Origin of the sequence: Labilithrix sp., from assembly GCA_019637155.1 — a bacterium.
In the GTDB taxonomy this organism is placed as follows: Bacteria; Myxococcota_A; Polyangia; order Polyangiales; family Polyangiaceae; genus Labilithrix.
This window is the reverse complement of the sequence record JAHBWE010000022.1, coordinates 141,881-156,642: the sequence shown is the minus strand read 5'-3', so window position 1 is coordinate 156,642 and position 14,762 is coordinate 141,881. Positions and strand designations below refer to the sequence as shown.

11 protein-coding genes are annotated in these 14,762 nt (G+C 70.6%); 1 reads left to right on the top strand and 10 read right to left on the bottom strand.

Features of this window, described 5'->3' with window-relative positions:
* Nucleotides 1–27: 27 nt before the first annotated feature.
* The 4 genes from KF837_37645 to mraZ form a co-directional block, all read right to left on the bottom strand.
* Nucleotides 28–2,097: a transpeptidase family protein gene (locus tag KF837_37645; protein MBX3233109.1), complete on the bottom strand. Its 2,070-nt coding sequence runs from the start codon at nucleotides 2,095–2,097 to the stop codon at nucleotides 28–30.
* Nucleotides 2,098–2,101: 4 nt separating this feature from the next.
* Nucleotides 2,102–2,398 (bottom strand): cell division protein FtsL, encoded by a 297-nt coding sequence (locus KF837_37640; protein MBX3233108.1) that lies wholly within the window; start codon nucleotides 2,396–2,398, stop codon nucleotides 2,102–2,104.
* Nucleotides 2,395–3,387, bottom strand: coding sequence for a 16S rRNA (cytosine(1402)-N(4))-methyltransferase RsmH (gene rsmH / locus KF837_37635; GenBank protein MBX3233107.1), 993 nt, complete (start codon nucleotides 3,385–3,387; stop codon nucleotides 2,395–2,397). The genes KF837_37640 and rsmH overlap by 4 nt, the downstream gene beginning before the upstream one ends.
* A gap of 101 nt (nucleotides 3,388–3,488) precedes the next feature.
* Nucleotides 3,489–3,932, bottom strand: a complete 444-nt coding sequence (mraZ, locus tag KF837_37630) for a division/cell wall cluster transcriptional repressor MraZ (protein MBX3233106.1) — start codon at nucleotides 3,930–3,932, stop codon at nucleotides 3,489–3,491.
* A 353-nt stretch (nucleotides 3,933–4,285) separates the two neighbouring features.
* Here mraZ and KF837_37625 point away from each other — a divergent pair, with 353 nt between their 5' ends.
* On the top strand, nucleotides 4,286–5,119 hold the full coding sequence (locus tag KF837_37625; protein MBX3233105.1) for a LamG domain-containing protein: 834 nt from the start codon (nucleotides 4,286–4,288) through the stop codon (nucleotides 5,117–5,119).
* 9 nt (nucleotides 5,120–5,128) lie between these two features.
* Here KF837_37625 and KF837_37620 read toward each other — a convergent pair whose 3' ends face one another.
* From KF837_37620 to uvrB, 6 genes are all read right to left on the bottom strand, one after another.
* Entirely contained in the window at nucleotides 5,129–6,811 is a 1,683-nt protein-coding gene (locus KF837_37620; protein ID MBX3233104.1) for a hypothetical protein, read from the bottom strand.
* A 167-nt stretch (nucleotides 6,812–6,978) separates the two neighbouring features.
* Nucleotides 6,979–8,886 carry a hypothetical protein gene (locus tag KF837_37615; protein MBX3233103.1) on the bottom strand — a complete coding sequence of 636 codons (1,908 nt, stop codon included), beginning with the start codon at nucleotides 8,884–8,886 and terminating at the stop codon, nucleotides 6,979–6,981.
* Between the two features lie 15 nt (nucleotides 8,887–8,901).
* Nucleotides 8,902–10,119 (bottom strand): hypothetical protein, encoded by a 1,218-nt coding sequence (locus KF837_37610; GenBank protein MBX3233102.1) that lies wholly within the window; start codon nucleotides 10,117–10,119, stop codon nucleotides 8,902–8,904.
* 285 nt (nucleotides 10,120–10,404) lie between these two features.
* Entirely contained in the window at nucleotides 10,405–11,958 is a 1,554-nt protein-coding gene (locus KF837_37605) for a hypothetical protein (GenBank protein ID MBX3233101.1), read from the bottom strand.
* 54 nt (nucleotides 11,959–12,012) lie between these two features.
* Nucleotides 12,013–12,525 carry a hypothetical protein gene (locus KF837_37600; protein ID MBX3233100.1) on the bottom strand — a complete coding sequence of 171 codons (513 nt, stop codon included), beginning with the start codon at nucleotides 12,523–12,525 and terminating at the stop codon, nucleotides 12,013–12,015.
* The gene (gene uvrB, locus KF837_37595) at nucleotides 12,522–14,666 is read right to left on the bottom strand and encodes an excinuclease ABC subunit UvrB (protein ID MBX3233099.1); all 2,145 of its coding nucleotides are present in this window, start codon (nucleotides 14,664–14,666) and stop codon (nucleotides 12,522–12,524) included. Before uvrB ends, KF837_37600 begins: the two co-directional genes overlap by 4 nt.
* Nucleotides 14,667–14,762 lie beyond the last annotated feature (96 nt).

The following is a 14,762-nucleotide window of genomic DNA, read 5'->3' as shown; positions in this document are numbered from 1 at the left end:
CTCAATTCCCGACCCCGACGGAGGAAATCACGTCGAGGGCTCGAACACCAACCGCACGCTCGTCCCCTTCGGAACGGCCGTGCCCGCGGACGGCACCTGCTTCACGAGCTTGCCGCTCCCTTCCACGACCGGGACGAGCCCGAGCGCGCCGACCGTGCGCACCGCGTCGCGCGCGCCCATCCCGGCGGCGTCGGGGACCTTGATGCTGTTCGGGAGCGGGGGCCCGACCGGCGTCGGCGGCGCGGGCGGCTCGGGCTTCGGCGGCTCCGCCTTCGCCGCGATGAGCGCGGGCTCCGCGTCGCTGCCCTTCACTTGTTTCACCGCCGGCTTCGCGTTCGAAGGCGGCACGCCGAGGTAGCGGAGGCTCGCCTCGGCGACGCGGCGGAAGACGGGGCCGGCGAGATCGCCGCCGTAGCGGCCGATCGTCGGATCGTCGAGGACGACGGCGACGACGAGGCGCGGTTTGTCGGCGGGGACGAAGCCGACGAACGAGGCGGTGTAGTGATCCTCGGAGTACTTCCCGGTCGCGGGGTCGACCTTCTGCGCGGTGGCGGTCTTGCCCGCGACGCGGAACCCCTGCATCGCGGCCTCCGTCCCGGTGCCTCCGTCTTCGACGACGGCGGTGAGCATCTCGGCCACCGTCTTCGCGATCCCGGCCGGCACCGCCTCGCGGCGCACGCGCGGGGCCCACTCCTTCACGACGTTGCCCTTCGCGTCGGTGATCTTGCGGACGAGGATCGGCTCCATCACCTTGCCGCCGTTCGCGATCGCGCTCATCGCGGTCGCGAGCTGGATCGTGGTGACGCTGATGCCTTGACCGAAGCTCGCGTTCGCGGTCTCGACCTCGAACCACGGGCGGCCGCGGGGGCGGAGCACGCCCGAGGCCTCGCCCGGGATCGGGAGCCCGGTCGGCTCGCCGAAGCCGAAGCGGCGGAGCGCGCCGTAGAGGCCGGGCTCGCCGAGGCCGAGGCCGATCTTGAGCGCGCCGATGTTCGAGCTCTTCGCGAGGACCTGCGTCACGCTGAGGTTCTCGTTGTTGTGCGTGTCGTGGATCGTGACGTTGCCGAGCTGGTAGTTGCCGCGCTCGCAGTAGATCGTCTCGGTCGGCTTCAGCGTTCCCGCCGTGAGCGCGGCGGCGACGGTGAAGACCTTCATGACGGAGCCGGGCTCGAAGCGATCGGTCACCGCGCGGTCGCGGCGCCAATCCGGGTCCGCCTCGCCGTAGTCGTTCGGGTTGAAGCCGGGCACCGACGCGAGCGCGAGGATGTCGCCGCTCGTCGGATCCATGACGACGAGCGACGCGCCCTTCGTCTCGTAGGTGCGGTACGCGGTGTCGAGCTCGCGCTCGGCGACGCGCTGGATCGCCTGGTCGAGCGCGAGGGTGATGTCGTGGCCCGCCATCGCCGCGACGTCGTTCGTGCCCTCCGAGAAGATGAGGCGGCCCGAGCGATCGCGGAGGCCGCGCACCTCTTCGGCGCGGCCGCGGAGCTCCTCGTCGAGGGAGAGCTCGAGGCCGTCCTTGCCGAAGCCGTCGGGCGCGACGAAGCCGAGCACCGGACCGGCGAGCTCACGCCCCGGGTAGTAGCGGCGGCCCTCCCCTTCCACCGCGAGGCCCTTGATCGGCTTCGGCGTCTTCCTCGGATCGCCGAGGTCGCGGATCGCCTGCGCCTCCTCCGCCGTGACGCGGCGCTTGAGCCACACGAAGCGGCGGCGGGTCACGATCTTCTGGTGGATCTCGCTCGGATCGATCGAGAGCGTCTTGCCGAGCGTCTGCGCGATCGTGATGAGCGCCTGCTGCTGCGCGTTCTGGCCTTCGACGCCGCGGATCATCTCGACGACGTCGCCGCTGATGCTCGGCACTTCGACGCTCGCGGCGAGCGCGGCGCCGTTGCGATCGTAGATGCCGCCGCGCTTCGGCTCGATGTGGAGGCGGCGCTGACGCTGGTTCTCGGCCGTCTCCTTCCACGACTGTTGGTCCTCGACCTGGACGCGGTACGCGCTGTTGACGAAGCCGCCGAGACCGATCGCCATCGCGCCGCACAGGATCCCCATCCGAGCTCGGATCCACTTCGCGCGCGCGGGATCGAGGTTCTTCATCGCGCTACTGCGGGACCTTCGTGTGGATCGGGACGATGCGATCCGGGCCCGGCGGCTCCATGCCGAGGAGCGAGCGCGCGACGATCTCGACGCGCTCCGGCGTCTTGTAGCTCGCGGCCTCGAGCTCGTGGACGCGCTTCACGTCGCGGAGGCGGGCCTGCTCCTGCCGCGCCTTGCCGAGCTCGTAGCCGAGCGCGACGGTGCGCCCACGCATCGCGAGGTGCACGATGAACGCGCACGCGGCGGCGACGACGGCGAGCGTCCAGTGGATGAGGAACATGCGCGCGCGCTCGCGGGTCATCGCGACCTCACGCGGGAGCGCATCCCCGACACGTGCGAGCCGCCGCCGTCGGAGCGCACGGCGGCGCGGAGCTTGGCGCTGCGGGCGCGGGGGTTCGCGGTGCTCTCTTCTTCCGTCGCGACGACGGGCTTCTTCGTGATCACGTCCCAGCTCTCGCGGTCCTGGAAGGCGCGCTTCACGAGGCGGTCCTCGAGCGAGTGGAAGCTCAGGATCGCGACGCGGCCGCCGGGGCGCACGATGCGGGGGAGCGCGGAGAGGAGCTCGTCGAGCTGATCGAGCTCGTTGTTCACCGCGATGCGGAGGGCCTGGAACGTGCGCGTCGCGGGGTCGACGCCGCCGACGCGCACCGGACCGACCGCGCGCACGATCGCCTTCCGGAGGTCGAGCGTGGTCGTGAGCTGGTTGTCCGAGAGCGCGCGCTTCACGCTCCGCGCGATGCGGCGCGACCGGCGCTCGTCGCCGTAGTCGAAGATGACGTCGGCGAGCTCGTCGTCCGACAGCCGCGCGATGAGCTCGAGCGCGGTCTCGCCCGAGGTCGCGTCCATCCGCATGTCGAGCGGCCCTTCGCGCCGGAAGCTCATGCCGCGCGCAGCGTCGTCGAGCTGCGGCGAGCTCACGCCGAGGTCGGCGCAGAGCCCGTCCACCTCGGTCATCCCCAGCTCCGCGAGCGCCGCGACGACGTCGCCGAACGGGGTCTTCACGAACGTGACGCGCTCGCCGAACCGCGCGAGCCGGGCGCGCGCCGCCGCGAGCGCGACGTCGTCGCGATCGAGCGCGATGACGCGCGCGGTGGGGCTCGCCTCGAGGATCCCCTCGCTGTGCCCGCCGCCGCCGAGGGTGCAGTCGACGAACACGCCGCTCGCCCCCGACGCGGGCGCGAGGGACGGGTCCGCCACGTCCGCCACGTCCGCCGCGCTCCCCGCGCTCGGGAGACCGAGCGCGTGCACGACCTCGCGGAGCATCACGGTCTCATGCACGAAGTCCGGCATGTCGAGCTCCTCGTGCTCTTCTCCGTCGATCCATACCCACTCGCCCGACGAGTCGTCGTCGGGGACGCCGGGCAGCATCAGTTGCGGGCGGCTGACGGGGTTCACAGGCCGAGCTCCGCCAGGCGCGCGCCGATCTGCTCGCGCTCTTCGTCGGTGGCCTCGAAGTGCCGCTTCCACTGCTTCACGTCCCAGAGCTCGGCGTACTTCCCGCTCCCGGCCCAGAGGACGGCCTTCTCGAGGCCGGCGTGCTCGCGGAGCGTGGGGGGGACGAGGATGCGGCCGGAGTCGTCGACCTCGCACTCGACCGCGCCGGACACGTAGAGGCGCTTCAGCTTCTGCACCGCCTTGTCGAACTGAGGCAGCTTCGCGAGCTTCTCTTCGAACGCGCTCCACTCGGGCGAGGTGTACGCGACGAGGCACGGGTCGAGGGCGCTCGTGAGGATGATGCGTCGCTCGCCGATCGACGACAGCACGTCGCGATAGCGCGCCGGGAGGCTGGTCCTCCCCTTGGCGTCCATCGTGTGCTCGTACCGACCGCGAAACATCGACGCCGCGTCCTCGCAGCGAGGGAGGGCTCGGGCCGGCGTGCCGTTGTTTGGCACTTCCCGCCACTTCTTCCCACGCTACGCCGGCAAGGTAGTTGGTTCGCTGTGACGGCGTCAATAAAATGGTCAACTCTCTCGCAGCTTCCGTCACCCCACTCCACACGTTGTCCACACCCGTGGCCAACATCGCGACCTCGACACCGCGGCACCATGCGCCGCAGCCGGTTCTTTCAGGACTCGAGCACCTCGTTCGTCTCCACAAGTTATCCACAGCCTCGCTGGCGAGCCTTCCACAGCCTATCCACATCCATGGAGCGTGAACCTCCGGGGCCGGCCCGGGCTAGAGTGCGAGGATGCGCTGGGCGGCGTGGAAGCTCGCGCTCGCGGTCGGTTCGGCCGCCGGCGTGCCTGTGATCGCCTGCACCTCCTTCGGGAGCGCCCCACCACCGGGAGACCTGAACGACGGGAGCGTCAGCGACCCGCCGGAGGGAGGCACCGCAGACGTGCTCGACGGAGAGCGAAGCGCTTACGCACGGGCGGTGCTCCAGGACGGACCGATCGCCTACTTCAGGCTGGGAGAGGACGCTGGCACGGAGACGACGTCGGAGAACGGGAGGCACTCGGGCAAGCTCATGGGAGGTGCCGTGCTCGGCGCCCCGGGCCTCCTCCGCGACGAGCCCAGCACCGCGCTCACCCTCGACGGCCACGACGCACGCGTCGATCTCGGACAGAGCTTCGACTTCGACGAGAGGGCGCCATTCTCCATCGAGCTATGGTTCAACGCTCACACGCTCTCTGGCCAATACCGGATGCTCGTGATGAAGCAGTCGTCGGGCCAGATCGAGGCGCACAACCTCTACGCCGAGTCGGGACGAATCGTCTTCGAGCGATACGTCGACGGCGGCGGCGTCAAGGCTCAGCACTCTGGCTCCGTGCCGATGGGACGCGCCGTCCACGTCGTCGCGCGCTACGACGGCGCGACGATGTCGCTCTTCGTCGACGGCCGCATGGAAGCAGAGACGGCCGACGCCCGGCTCGCGGCGAAGAAATCGGGCCCCTTCTTCATCGGCGGAGATGGATCGGGCCTCGAGAGCCTCGACGGCGAGATCGACGAGGTCGCGATCTACGACAAGGCCCTCTCCGTCGAGCGCATTCGAGCCCACTACGCGGCTGGCCGTCCCGAGTGAGGAGCCCGCTCAGCGATCGCGAGCCTGCTCCTTCGTGCAGCGTGGGAGCTGGTAGTCGGCGACCGCGTTCGAGACCGCCGAAGGGGCGTCGGGGTGGTCCTTCGTCCAGCGGTCGAGCGCGGTGCGCATCGTCGCGAGGGACGCTGCGCTCTTCTCTGCGCAGAGGCGCGTGCGGAGGAGCGCGAGCGGCGCCGTCGCGCGGGACGTGCGCGCGGCGCGGTCGCGGTCGAGCAAGAGCGGGAGGCTCCGCGCCACGAGCTCGTCGCGCTCGGCGCCCTTCGCGAACGCGAGCCACATGTTCGGGACCATCTCGACCGCGCGCGGGCCCTCGGCGAGGAAGGACGCGAGCACGTCGCCCTTCACCGCGCCGCCGAACTCCGCCGTCCAGCGCGTCCACTGGCCGTCGGCGTAGTGCGGATGGAGCTGCTCGTTCCGTCGCGCCATCACGAGGAGCGCGAAGCCGCGCTGCTTCGGCAGGTCGCGCCACCACGCCGGCGCCGCGGCCTCGAGCGCGTCGCGGACGTCGTCGCGGCGCGCGTAGTCGTGAAAGAGGATACGCCCCGCCTCGTGGAACGATTGCTCCGTCCGCGCGAGGAGGTTCATGAAAGCGACCGCCTCCTTGCCTTGCCCGTGACCGAGGTTGAGGAGCGCGACCTCGAGGAGGCGCGCGTCGCTCGCGGCGCGGCGCGCGAGGGCGTCGCGGCCCGCGTCCGTCTTGAAGAGCGACTCGAAGAAGCCGCTGCAGCCGTAGTGGATCTCCGTCTCCGCTTCGCCGCGCCGCTTCTGCGGGCACACCACGACCTTCTCGAGGTCGCCGTGGACCTTCCCCGCCGCCCACTGATCGTAGACCGCGAAGCCGAACGAGGTCGCGTCGAAGCCCGGCAGCGCGGCCGCGTCGCGTCGATCGAAGACCTTCTTCGCCAGCGTCAGCTTCTCCTCGTCCGAGAACGTCGCCGCGTTCTGGTCGAGCCACGCGACGTACGCGCGCGTCCCGACGCCGACGTACTGCAGCTCGGAGAGGAGCCAGCGCCGCGCCTTCACTCCGAGATCGCTCTTCGCGTCGACCGCGCCGGCGAAGCGGAGCAGACGCGCGAGGTGCTCCTCCCGCAGCTGGGCGTCGTTTTCGCCCCTCCTCCGCGCGGCGATCCAGAGGTAGCCGCGCCCCGGACGCGAGCTCGTCATGTAATCGAAGTACGCGCCGCGCTCGCGCGCGGGGAGCCGGGTCGGGTCCGCGTCGCCGAAGCGCGCGTCGAGATCGCCGATGTATGCAGTATACACGGCATCGACCAGCACGTGCCGCGCGAGGAGCGGGAAGCGATCGGGCGGCGAGCGCACCGAGAGCACCTTGCCGCCCGACGTCAGCTCGCCCTCGGTGTCGCGCGCGACCGCGTCGTAGCGGCAGGCCACGCGCTCGATGCCGCGCGCCTTCGCGAACATCGCCGGGTCCTCCTTCTGCAAGAGGACGAGCTCGCGCACGATCGTCTCGAAGCTCGCGAGCACGCTCTCCTCGAGCGACGCCGAGAGCTCGGGCGAGAGCGCGGTGTCGAGCTCGAGCACGATCGGATGCCCGACGAGCTGCGCGACGTCGCTCGTCACCTTCGTCAACCGACCACCGCGCGGATCGAACGGCAGCGGCTCCGACGATCCCTTGAGCACGACGACGACGTCCGTGATCGCCCCACGCGGCGCCACCGCCAACTTCGGCTCCCCACACGCCAAAAGCACGAAGGGCAAGAGCAGCACGAAGGGGCCCCAGAAGCGGCCGCGAAAGCGGGCGCGAAGCGCCCCGAGCGCTCCGCGCGAGGGCCGTGTCTGGGGTGGGGGTGTCGGGGGCAACGCCCCCGACGTTGAGCCAGAATTCATAGTGGGTTGTTCGGATCCTTTGGCGGGAGCGGGTCGCCCTCCTTCCACTTCGGCTTCACCGGCTTCTTGATCGGCGGCGGCCGCCTCGAAGGCGGCTTCGGATGACACGCCGCCGGATCGGTCGCGGCGACGAGCTCGGAGAGGCCCGCGCCCGGACGCAGCGGGAGCTCCTTCTGCGCGAACGCGCGGAGCTCGGCGAGCTCGCCCATCGATCGCTCGTCGCAGAGGAGCTTCGCGACGGCGGCGAGGTTGCCCGCGACGTCCTTGTGACCCGGGAACGGGCGGACGTTCTGATCGAGCAGCCGCCGCGCCGCCTCCGTCATGACGCTCACGCGCCGCGGCGACTTCGCGAGCGCAGGCCACATCACCGGGAGCAGCTCGAACGCGGGCCAGCCGAGCTCGAGCGCGCCGGCGAGCGCGACGTCGTCGGCCTTCTTGTCCTGCAGCATGTCCTCCCAGTCTTGCTCCGGGTGGTAGGACGCGTCGGCGGCGCGCGCGAAATAGAAGAGCGCGTGGCCGTGCGCGGTGGGCACGTCGCGCCACTGCCGCCGCGACTCGGCGAGGAGCTCTCCGCTCGGGCGATAGACGACGGCGCGGAGCACGTCGGCGCCGATCTTCCACGCGCTCGGCTTCGACTCGAAGCGACGCAGGAAGCGGAGGTAGTCGGCCTCGTCGCGCAGCGATCGGTGCGCGTTGTAGAAGACGGCCGTGAACGCGGGCGCGTCGCTCCACTTCATCATCGCGTTCGCGAGCGCGTCCTCACGCTCCGGCGCGGCGAAGGCCCAGCGATAGAAGTCCCCGTCCGAGCGGCCCTCGTGCTGGAGGCGGAGCTCGCCGTCGTGCACCTCGAACCGCGCCGGCGCGACGACGGCGTCGTAGACGGACGCCTCCTTCGGATGCCCGTCCTTGATCCACGCGTCGATCGTGGAGAGCCCGAACGCCATCGCGTCGACGCGTGGAAACGCGAACGTCGCGTAGCGATCGCGATCGCCCTGCGGCTTGCGAAAGTCGATGATCCATAGGGCGGAGGCGACCTTGCCCCGCTCCTCGAGCGACATGCGCGGCAGCTCCACCGCGAGCCAGGTCGTGAAGTCGCGCTCGGCGGTCCGGAACGGCGACGCCGGCGGCGCGGCCTCCACCTCGGCCGCGTGGTGGCGATACGTGTCGGCGAAGTGCGAGAGCTCGCTGCCGACGAGCTCCTTCCTCGCCGCCGGCAGCTGCGCGATCATCACGAGGCCGCGGACGCGCTGCGCGTTGATCGAACCGAGATCGCGATGGTGGGAGCGCGACTGCCACGCGATCCACGCCGCGTGCTCCGACGCCGGGAGCGCGTTGGGGAGCACGGCGTAGCGGCCGTCCTGACCGCGCTGGAACGCGCTCATCAGCGGCGCCGACACGTCTCCCCGCGCGAGCGTGAGCCACCGCGCCTCGTCGACGACGACGTCGATCGCCTTGTTCGCGGGGTCGAACACCGCGTACGAGTGCACGCGCTCGTAGACGTGAGGCGTCGTGCGCTTTGCGGCCTCCGCCGGCGCGTACCGCACGACGAGCCGCTCGAAGCTCGCGCGCGCGAACGCCAGCGCGCGCGGGTCCTGTTTCTTCAGCGCGTCGAGGTCCTTCGCGACCGACTCGACGAGCCGCGCGATCACGTCCTGTGCGCCGTCGTGTTCCTGCGGCAAGAGCGAGCCGTCGAGCTCGATCTGGATCGAGCGCCCGAGGATCTCCGCGAGCTGCTCGTTCGCGCGGCGGATGCGATCGACCTTGGGCTGGAACGGGACCCGATCGGGCCCGGTCCGGATCACGACGACGAGCGTGCCGCCGGGCGCGTTCGCCGGCGCGGCCGCGGGCGACGCGCCGCACGCCACGCAGAGGAGGAGGAGAGGGAGGACGCTCGCGAGCCGCACGCGGTTTCGAGCCTATCAGGGCGCGCGCTTCACCACCGCAAGGGTCTCCGCGACGCCGCGCATCTCGTCGAGCGCCTTCGCCTGGCGCGTCGCCTTCACGAGCACCTCCGCGATCTTCGACTTCGACTCGTCGACCGGCTCCGCGGTGAAGAAAAATCCGCCCTTCGGCGTCGACTGTCCGCGCCACTCCGTCGGCCGCCCGAACATCTTGCCCTGCGCCGTGTCCGCGCCTTCGCCCGCGTCCGCCTTCTTCTGATCCGCGAGCGACACCGCGATGCTCCCGGCGTAGAGCGAGAGCGGACGCAGCTTCGTGACCTTCGCGCCGGCCGCGGTCGGGACGACGACGTAGTCGGCGGGCACGCTCACGACGAGCTCGCGATCGGGCGGCACGTCCGCGACGTGACGGCGCCCCGCGGCGCGCTCGAGCTTCCGCGGGCCCGGCACGATCGTCGACGCGATGCGCTCCGCGAGCCGCGTGCAGCCGACGAGCTCGGAGCCGGTCGCGTTCCGCACCGACTCACCGCGCACGTAGAACCCGACCGACTGGAGCGTCCCGTCCTCCTGCGCGAGGAGCAGCCCGAGCACGAGCGCGGTGTCCTTGCCCGGCGCCGCGTTCGGATCCTTCGGGCGCGCGACGTAGCCGCGGAGCTTCGTGTCGGTCCCGATCTCGACGGGGCTGACCTCGAGCGGCTGCTCGCTCGGCATCGTCGCCTTCAGGAACTTCGGGGCCTCGACGTCGAGCGTGCCCGGCTTCGCGGGCGCGCCTTCCTCGGGCTCGTACATGTCCGGATCGAGCTGGAACGTCTCCTTCGCGACGATCGCGAGCGCGATCTTTTCGCGCTCCTTCGCCTTCTCGGGCGCGTCGACGACGAGACGCGACTCCTCTTCGATCGGCGGCTGCTCCGGCTGGACCGGCGGGGCCTTCGCGCCGGCAGGCGCCTGGAGCTTGAGGCGTCCGGAGAGGAGCTCCGAGGCCTCCTTCTCCGGCTTCCCGATCTTGCCGCACTTCACCGACGCGTTCCCGCCGACGACGAGGGGCTTCGCCGGCGCGCGCACGCCGGCCTCGGCGCGGCGATCGTTGAGCTTGTTCGGCGAGAGATCGGGCGCGGGGGGCAGCGCCTCGGGCTCGGCGGGCTTCGCGGCGGCGGTGGCGGGCGGCGGCGCGTTCGCGGACGCTCCGCATCCGGCGGTGAGGGCGACGAGGACGAGGACGGTGCGAGACGACAGCGGCATCAGCTCGAATATCGACGCCCGTCCGCCCGAAAGTCATCCCTCAACGGCCGCGCTCGAAGTCTTTTGAATAAATCTGCGCGCTCGCGCTCGCACGCGAAAATCACGGCTTTAAGTAGAGTGCATGCCAGCTCGCCGCCGTGTCCACCGCGTCTGCCGTGCCCACCGAGTCCCGATCGCGATGACGGTCGCGCTCGAGGTGGTGGCCGAGCTCCGGGCGCGCGAGCAGCGGATGGCGGAGCGGATCATGGCCGAGGTGCTCGCCGCCCCACCTCCGCGCCGCCCGCGCTAGAACGTCGTGTCGATCCGGAGGAGCCGCAGCGGCTCGGGGCCGGTGCGCGAGCGGACGGACGCGAGGGAGCTCTCTTCGAGCGCGGGGCCGAGGAGGACATCGGCGATCCCGTCTCCGCGCGGCAAGACCCGCACGAGCTTCACGGAGTCGGGGGGACCGATCGTGACGCGCATCCGCTCGACGACCTCGAGCGACTTCAGCTTGCCGGGAGGCGTCACGACCTCGACGACGACGAGCGTGTCCGCGGTCGAGCTCACCTTCCCGATGCTCCGCGACGTGCAGGTGCAGAGCGGACCGACGACCTGGTTCGTCTCGTAGCGGTAGGCGCTCCGTGACTCGTTGCCGACCCCGACGATGAAGAGGCGCCCCGCGTTCTCGACGAACGCGGTCTCGCGGTACGTCTCCGCGCTCCGCTCGCACGTGATCCCCACCGGGCAGCTATCGCAGTCGAGCCACCCCGAAGGCGGGCACGTCGAGTAGCCCGTCCCGAGCACGATCCGATTCGATCGATCGCGCGCGACCGTGATGCTGGCGCGATGGCGCACGATCGGCGCGACGAGGGGCTCTCCGGTCGTGAACGTCGTCGTCGCGACGTAAGCGAAGTCGCTCCCCGCGCCGCTCTCGTCCACGTCGATCTGATCCGCCCACCGCTCCGCCTCGAGGCTCGCGCCCTCGACGAGGCGGATCTGGTGGTCGCTCCGCACGAGCGCGGCGGGGACGCCGCCGGGACCGGCGCGCATCCGGACGAGCGACTCGCCGGGGAGGACCTCCGCGCGACGCGGTGACTCGGGCAGGCCGCCGACGACGACGCGCCTCGCGACGAGGAAGCCCTCTCCGCCGGCGATCCCGGTGAGCGGGAACGACCACGCGGGCGCGCTCACGGGGAAGCCGGGCCCGAGCGTCCACGCGCCGGGAACGAGCGGCGCGGTGGTGAGCGTCGACGACGACCCCGCGTCGCCGTCGGAGGTGAGGAGGACCGCATACGGACCGCGCGGACCGCGATGGAGCGCGAGGCCGCGCGTCGACGGCGGCGACGGCGGGATCGGATCGACCGTGATCGTGGCGTCGCCCGACGCCGGGACGTGGAGGTGCTGGAGGTACGATCGGTCTTCGAAGAAGACGGTGCGATGCTCGTCCGCGCGCTGGTCGTCGCCCTCCGACGCGATGCGCCGCTGCGAGACGACGAGCTCGATCGCGTCTTTTGCGCCTTCGCCGATCCACGCGTTGCCCAGCGTCGACGGACACGTCACGGTCCGATCGCTCACGACGAGGCAGCGGTTTTCGCTCGGCGGCGTGTCGCCGTCGAGGAGCGACGCGTCGTCGGGAGCGCTCGCGTCGGGGAGGAACACAGCGCCGGCCTCGCACGCGGGCTCCGCCGTCGGGGTCACGACGCACGGACCCGGCACGCCCTCGATCGGCGCCGCGTCGGCGGCCGGGGTGGGCACGTCGGCTTCGGTGTCGTCGCTGCAGGCCATGGTCGTCGCGAGCGCCGCGAACACGGCTACGCCGCTGAACGCGAAGACGCGCACGCGCAGACGCGCTATCCGCATAGGAATTATCGTTCGCCGCCCCATCGCGGCGTGCTCGTGCAGGATGCACGCCGTTCAACGTGCGGCGCGCATCGGCTCGGCGGCGGTGTCGGTGTCGATGTCGGCCGTCGCGAGCGGCTCGTCCGCCGCGGCGACGCGGACGTTCTTCGCCGCCAGCCTCGACTCGAGATCGGCGATGCGGAGAGCGTTCGCGAGCTTCGCCTCGGCCTCGGCGAGCTCCTTCTTCGCGGTCTTGAACGTGTGCGCGAGGCTCAAGTTGAGGACGATGAACGTGATGAACACGACGCTGCAAACGGCCGCGACGAGGGGAAGATGCAAAAAAGAGAACATCATGCCCAGGAGCGGGAAGATCGCGCCGACGAGGGAGAGGATCGTGCGGCGGCGCGCGTGGTTCCCCTCGTGCGCGCGGCGGCGAAGGAGGGCGACTTTCTCCTCGAGCTCGGGGAAGCGACCGTCCGGCGTGAGCGGCTTCGGCGCGGCCTCCTCCTGGAGGGCACGCACCTTCTCTTCGAGCTCCGCGATGCGCGCGTGCGCGGCAGAGAGATCGTCGCGGTACTCACCGCTCATCGCTTGTACCGGCCGCGCGCGCCCGCGGCCTTCTTCGCGGCGGCGCCGCCGGAGGCGCGCTTCTTCTTGGGCGCGGCGCCCGCGTACGGATCGTACATGCCGCTCGCGAGCGCGGCCTCCGCCGCGCCGTTGCCGTCCTTCGCCGCGAGGGCTTCGAGCTTCTTGAGCTCGTCGCGGAGGCGCGCGGCGCGCTCGAAGTCGAGCGCCTCCGCGGCGGCGAACATCTCGGAGCGGAGCGCGCGGATCTGCTCGCCGATGTCGAGGTCGGCGCCCTTCCCCTTCCCCTTCGCGCCGGCCTTCGGCGTCTTCGGGATGTCGATGTAGTCCATCGTCCCCGCGGCCGGGTTGATGTTCATGACCGCGCGGATGACCGTCTGCGGGACGATGCCGTGCTCCTTGTTGAACGCCTCCTGCAGCGCGCGGCGGCGGTTCGTCTCCTCGATCGCGCCCTTCATCGCGGAGGTGATCGAGTCGGCGTACATGATGACGCGGCCGTTCACGTTGCGCGCGGCGCGCCCGATCGTCTGGATGAGCGAGCGCGGCGAGCGGAGGAAGCCCTCCTTGTCGGAGTCGAAGATCGCGACGAGCGAGACCTCGGGGAGGTCGAGGCCCTCGCGCAAGAGGTTGATACCGACGAGGACGTCGAACTCGCCGAGACGGAGGTCGCGCAGGATGTCGATGCGCTCGAGCGTGTCGACGTCGGAGTGGAGGTAGCGGATGCGGACGCCGAGCTCGCGGTAGTAGTCGGTGAGGTCCTCCGCCATGCGCTTCGTGAGGGTGGTGCAGAGGACGCGCTCGTTCTTCGTCGCGCGGTCGCGGATCTCGGTGAGGAGGTCGTCGACCTGCCCGGAGACGGGGCGCACCTCGACGACGGGGTCCATCAGGCCGGTGGGGCGGATGACCTGCTCGATGAACGATCCTTGCGCCTTCTGGAGCTCGTATTCGCCCGGCGTCGCCGAGACGTAGACGCAGCGGTGCACGTGGGTCTCGAACTCCTCGAACTTGAGCGGCCGGTTGTCGAGCGCGCTCGGGAGGCGGAAGCCGTACTCGACGAGCGTCTCCTTCCGCGCGCGATCGCCGCGGTACATCGCGCCGACCTGCGGCACGGTCTGGTGCGACTCGTCGAGGACGAGGAGGAAGTCCTTCGGGAAGTAGTCGATGAGCGTGGGCGGCGGATCGCCGGCCTTCCGGTTCGAGAGGTGGCGCGAGTAGTTCTCGATGCCGTTGCAGAACCCCATCTGCTCCATCATCTCGATGTCGTAGAGGGTCCGCTGCTCGAGGCGCTGCTTCTCGAGGAAGCGGCCTTCCTTGTCGAAGAAGTCGAGGCGCTCGAGGAGCTCGTCGCGGATCTGCGAGATCGCGCGGCGCATCTGCTCCTGCGGCGTGACGTAGTGCGAGCCGGGGAAGATCGCGTAGCGCTCGAGCGAGCCCTTCACCTTGCCGCGCAAGGGGTCGACCTCGCGGATCGCCTCCACCGTGTCGCCGAAGAACTCGACCCGCACCGCGGTCTCGTGCTCGTAGGCGGGGAAGACCTCGACCACGTCGCCGCGCACGCGGAAGGTGCCGCGGTGGAAGTCGACGTCGTTTCGCTCGTACTGGATGTCGACGAGCATGCGGAGGAAGTTGTCGCGGCGGAACTCCTCGCCGACCTTCAGGTCGATGAGGAGGCCGTGGTAGCTCTCCGCCGAGCCGATGCCGTAGATGCAGCTCACCGAGGCGACGATGATGACGTCCTGCCGCGAGAGGAGCGCGCGCGTCGCGGAGTGGCGCATGCGATCGATCTGGTCGTTGATGATCGCGTCCTTGTCGATGTACGTGTCGCTCGAGGGGACGTACGCCTCGGGCTGGTAGTAGTCGTAGTAGCTGACGAAGTACTCGACCGCGTTCTCGGGGAAGAGCTCCTTCATCTCGCCGTAGAGCTGCGCCGCGAGCGTCTTGTTCGGCGCGAGGATGAGGGTGGGGCGGCCATACTGCTGGATGACGTTCGCCATCGTGAACGTCTTGCCGGAGCCGGTGATGCCGAGGAGCACCTGGTGCTGCTCGCCCTTGCCGAGCCCCGCCATCAGCTCTTTGATCGCCTGCGGTTGATCGCCCCGCGGCTCGAAATTCGAAGACAGCTTGAAGGGGCTCGCGGTCGGCATGCGGGATCGAAAACGATAGTCCCGGCCCAACACCGGCCGCAAGGCGCGACCCGACTCCGGCAGAGGTTCAAGGTGACGACGTGGTGTCAGCTTACC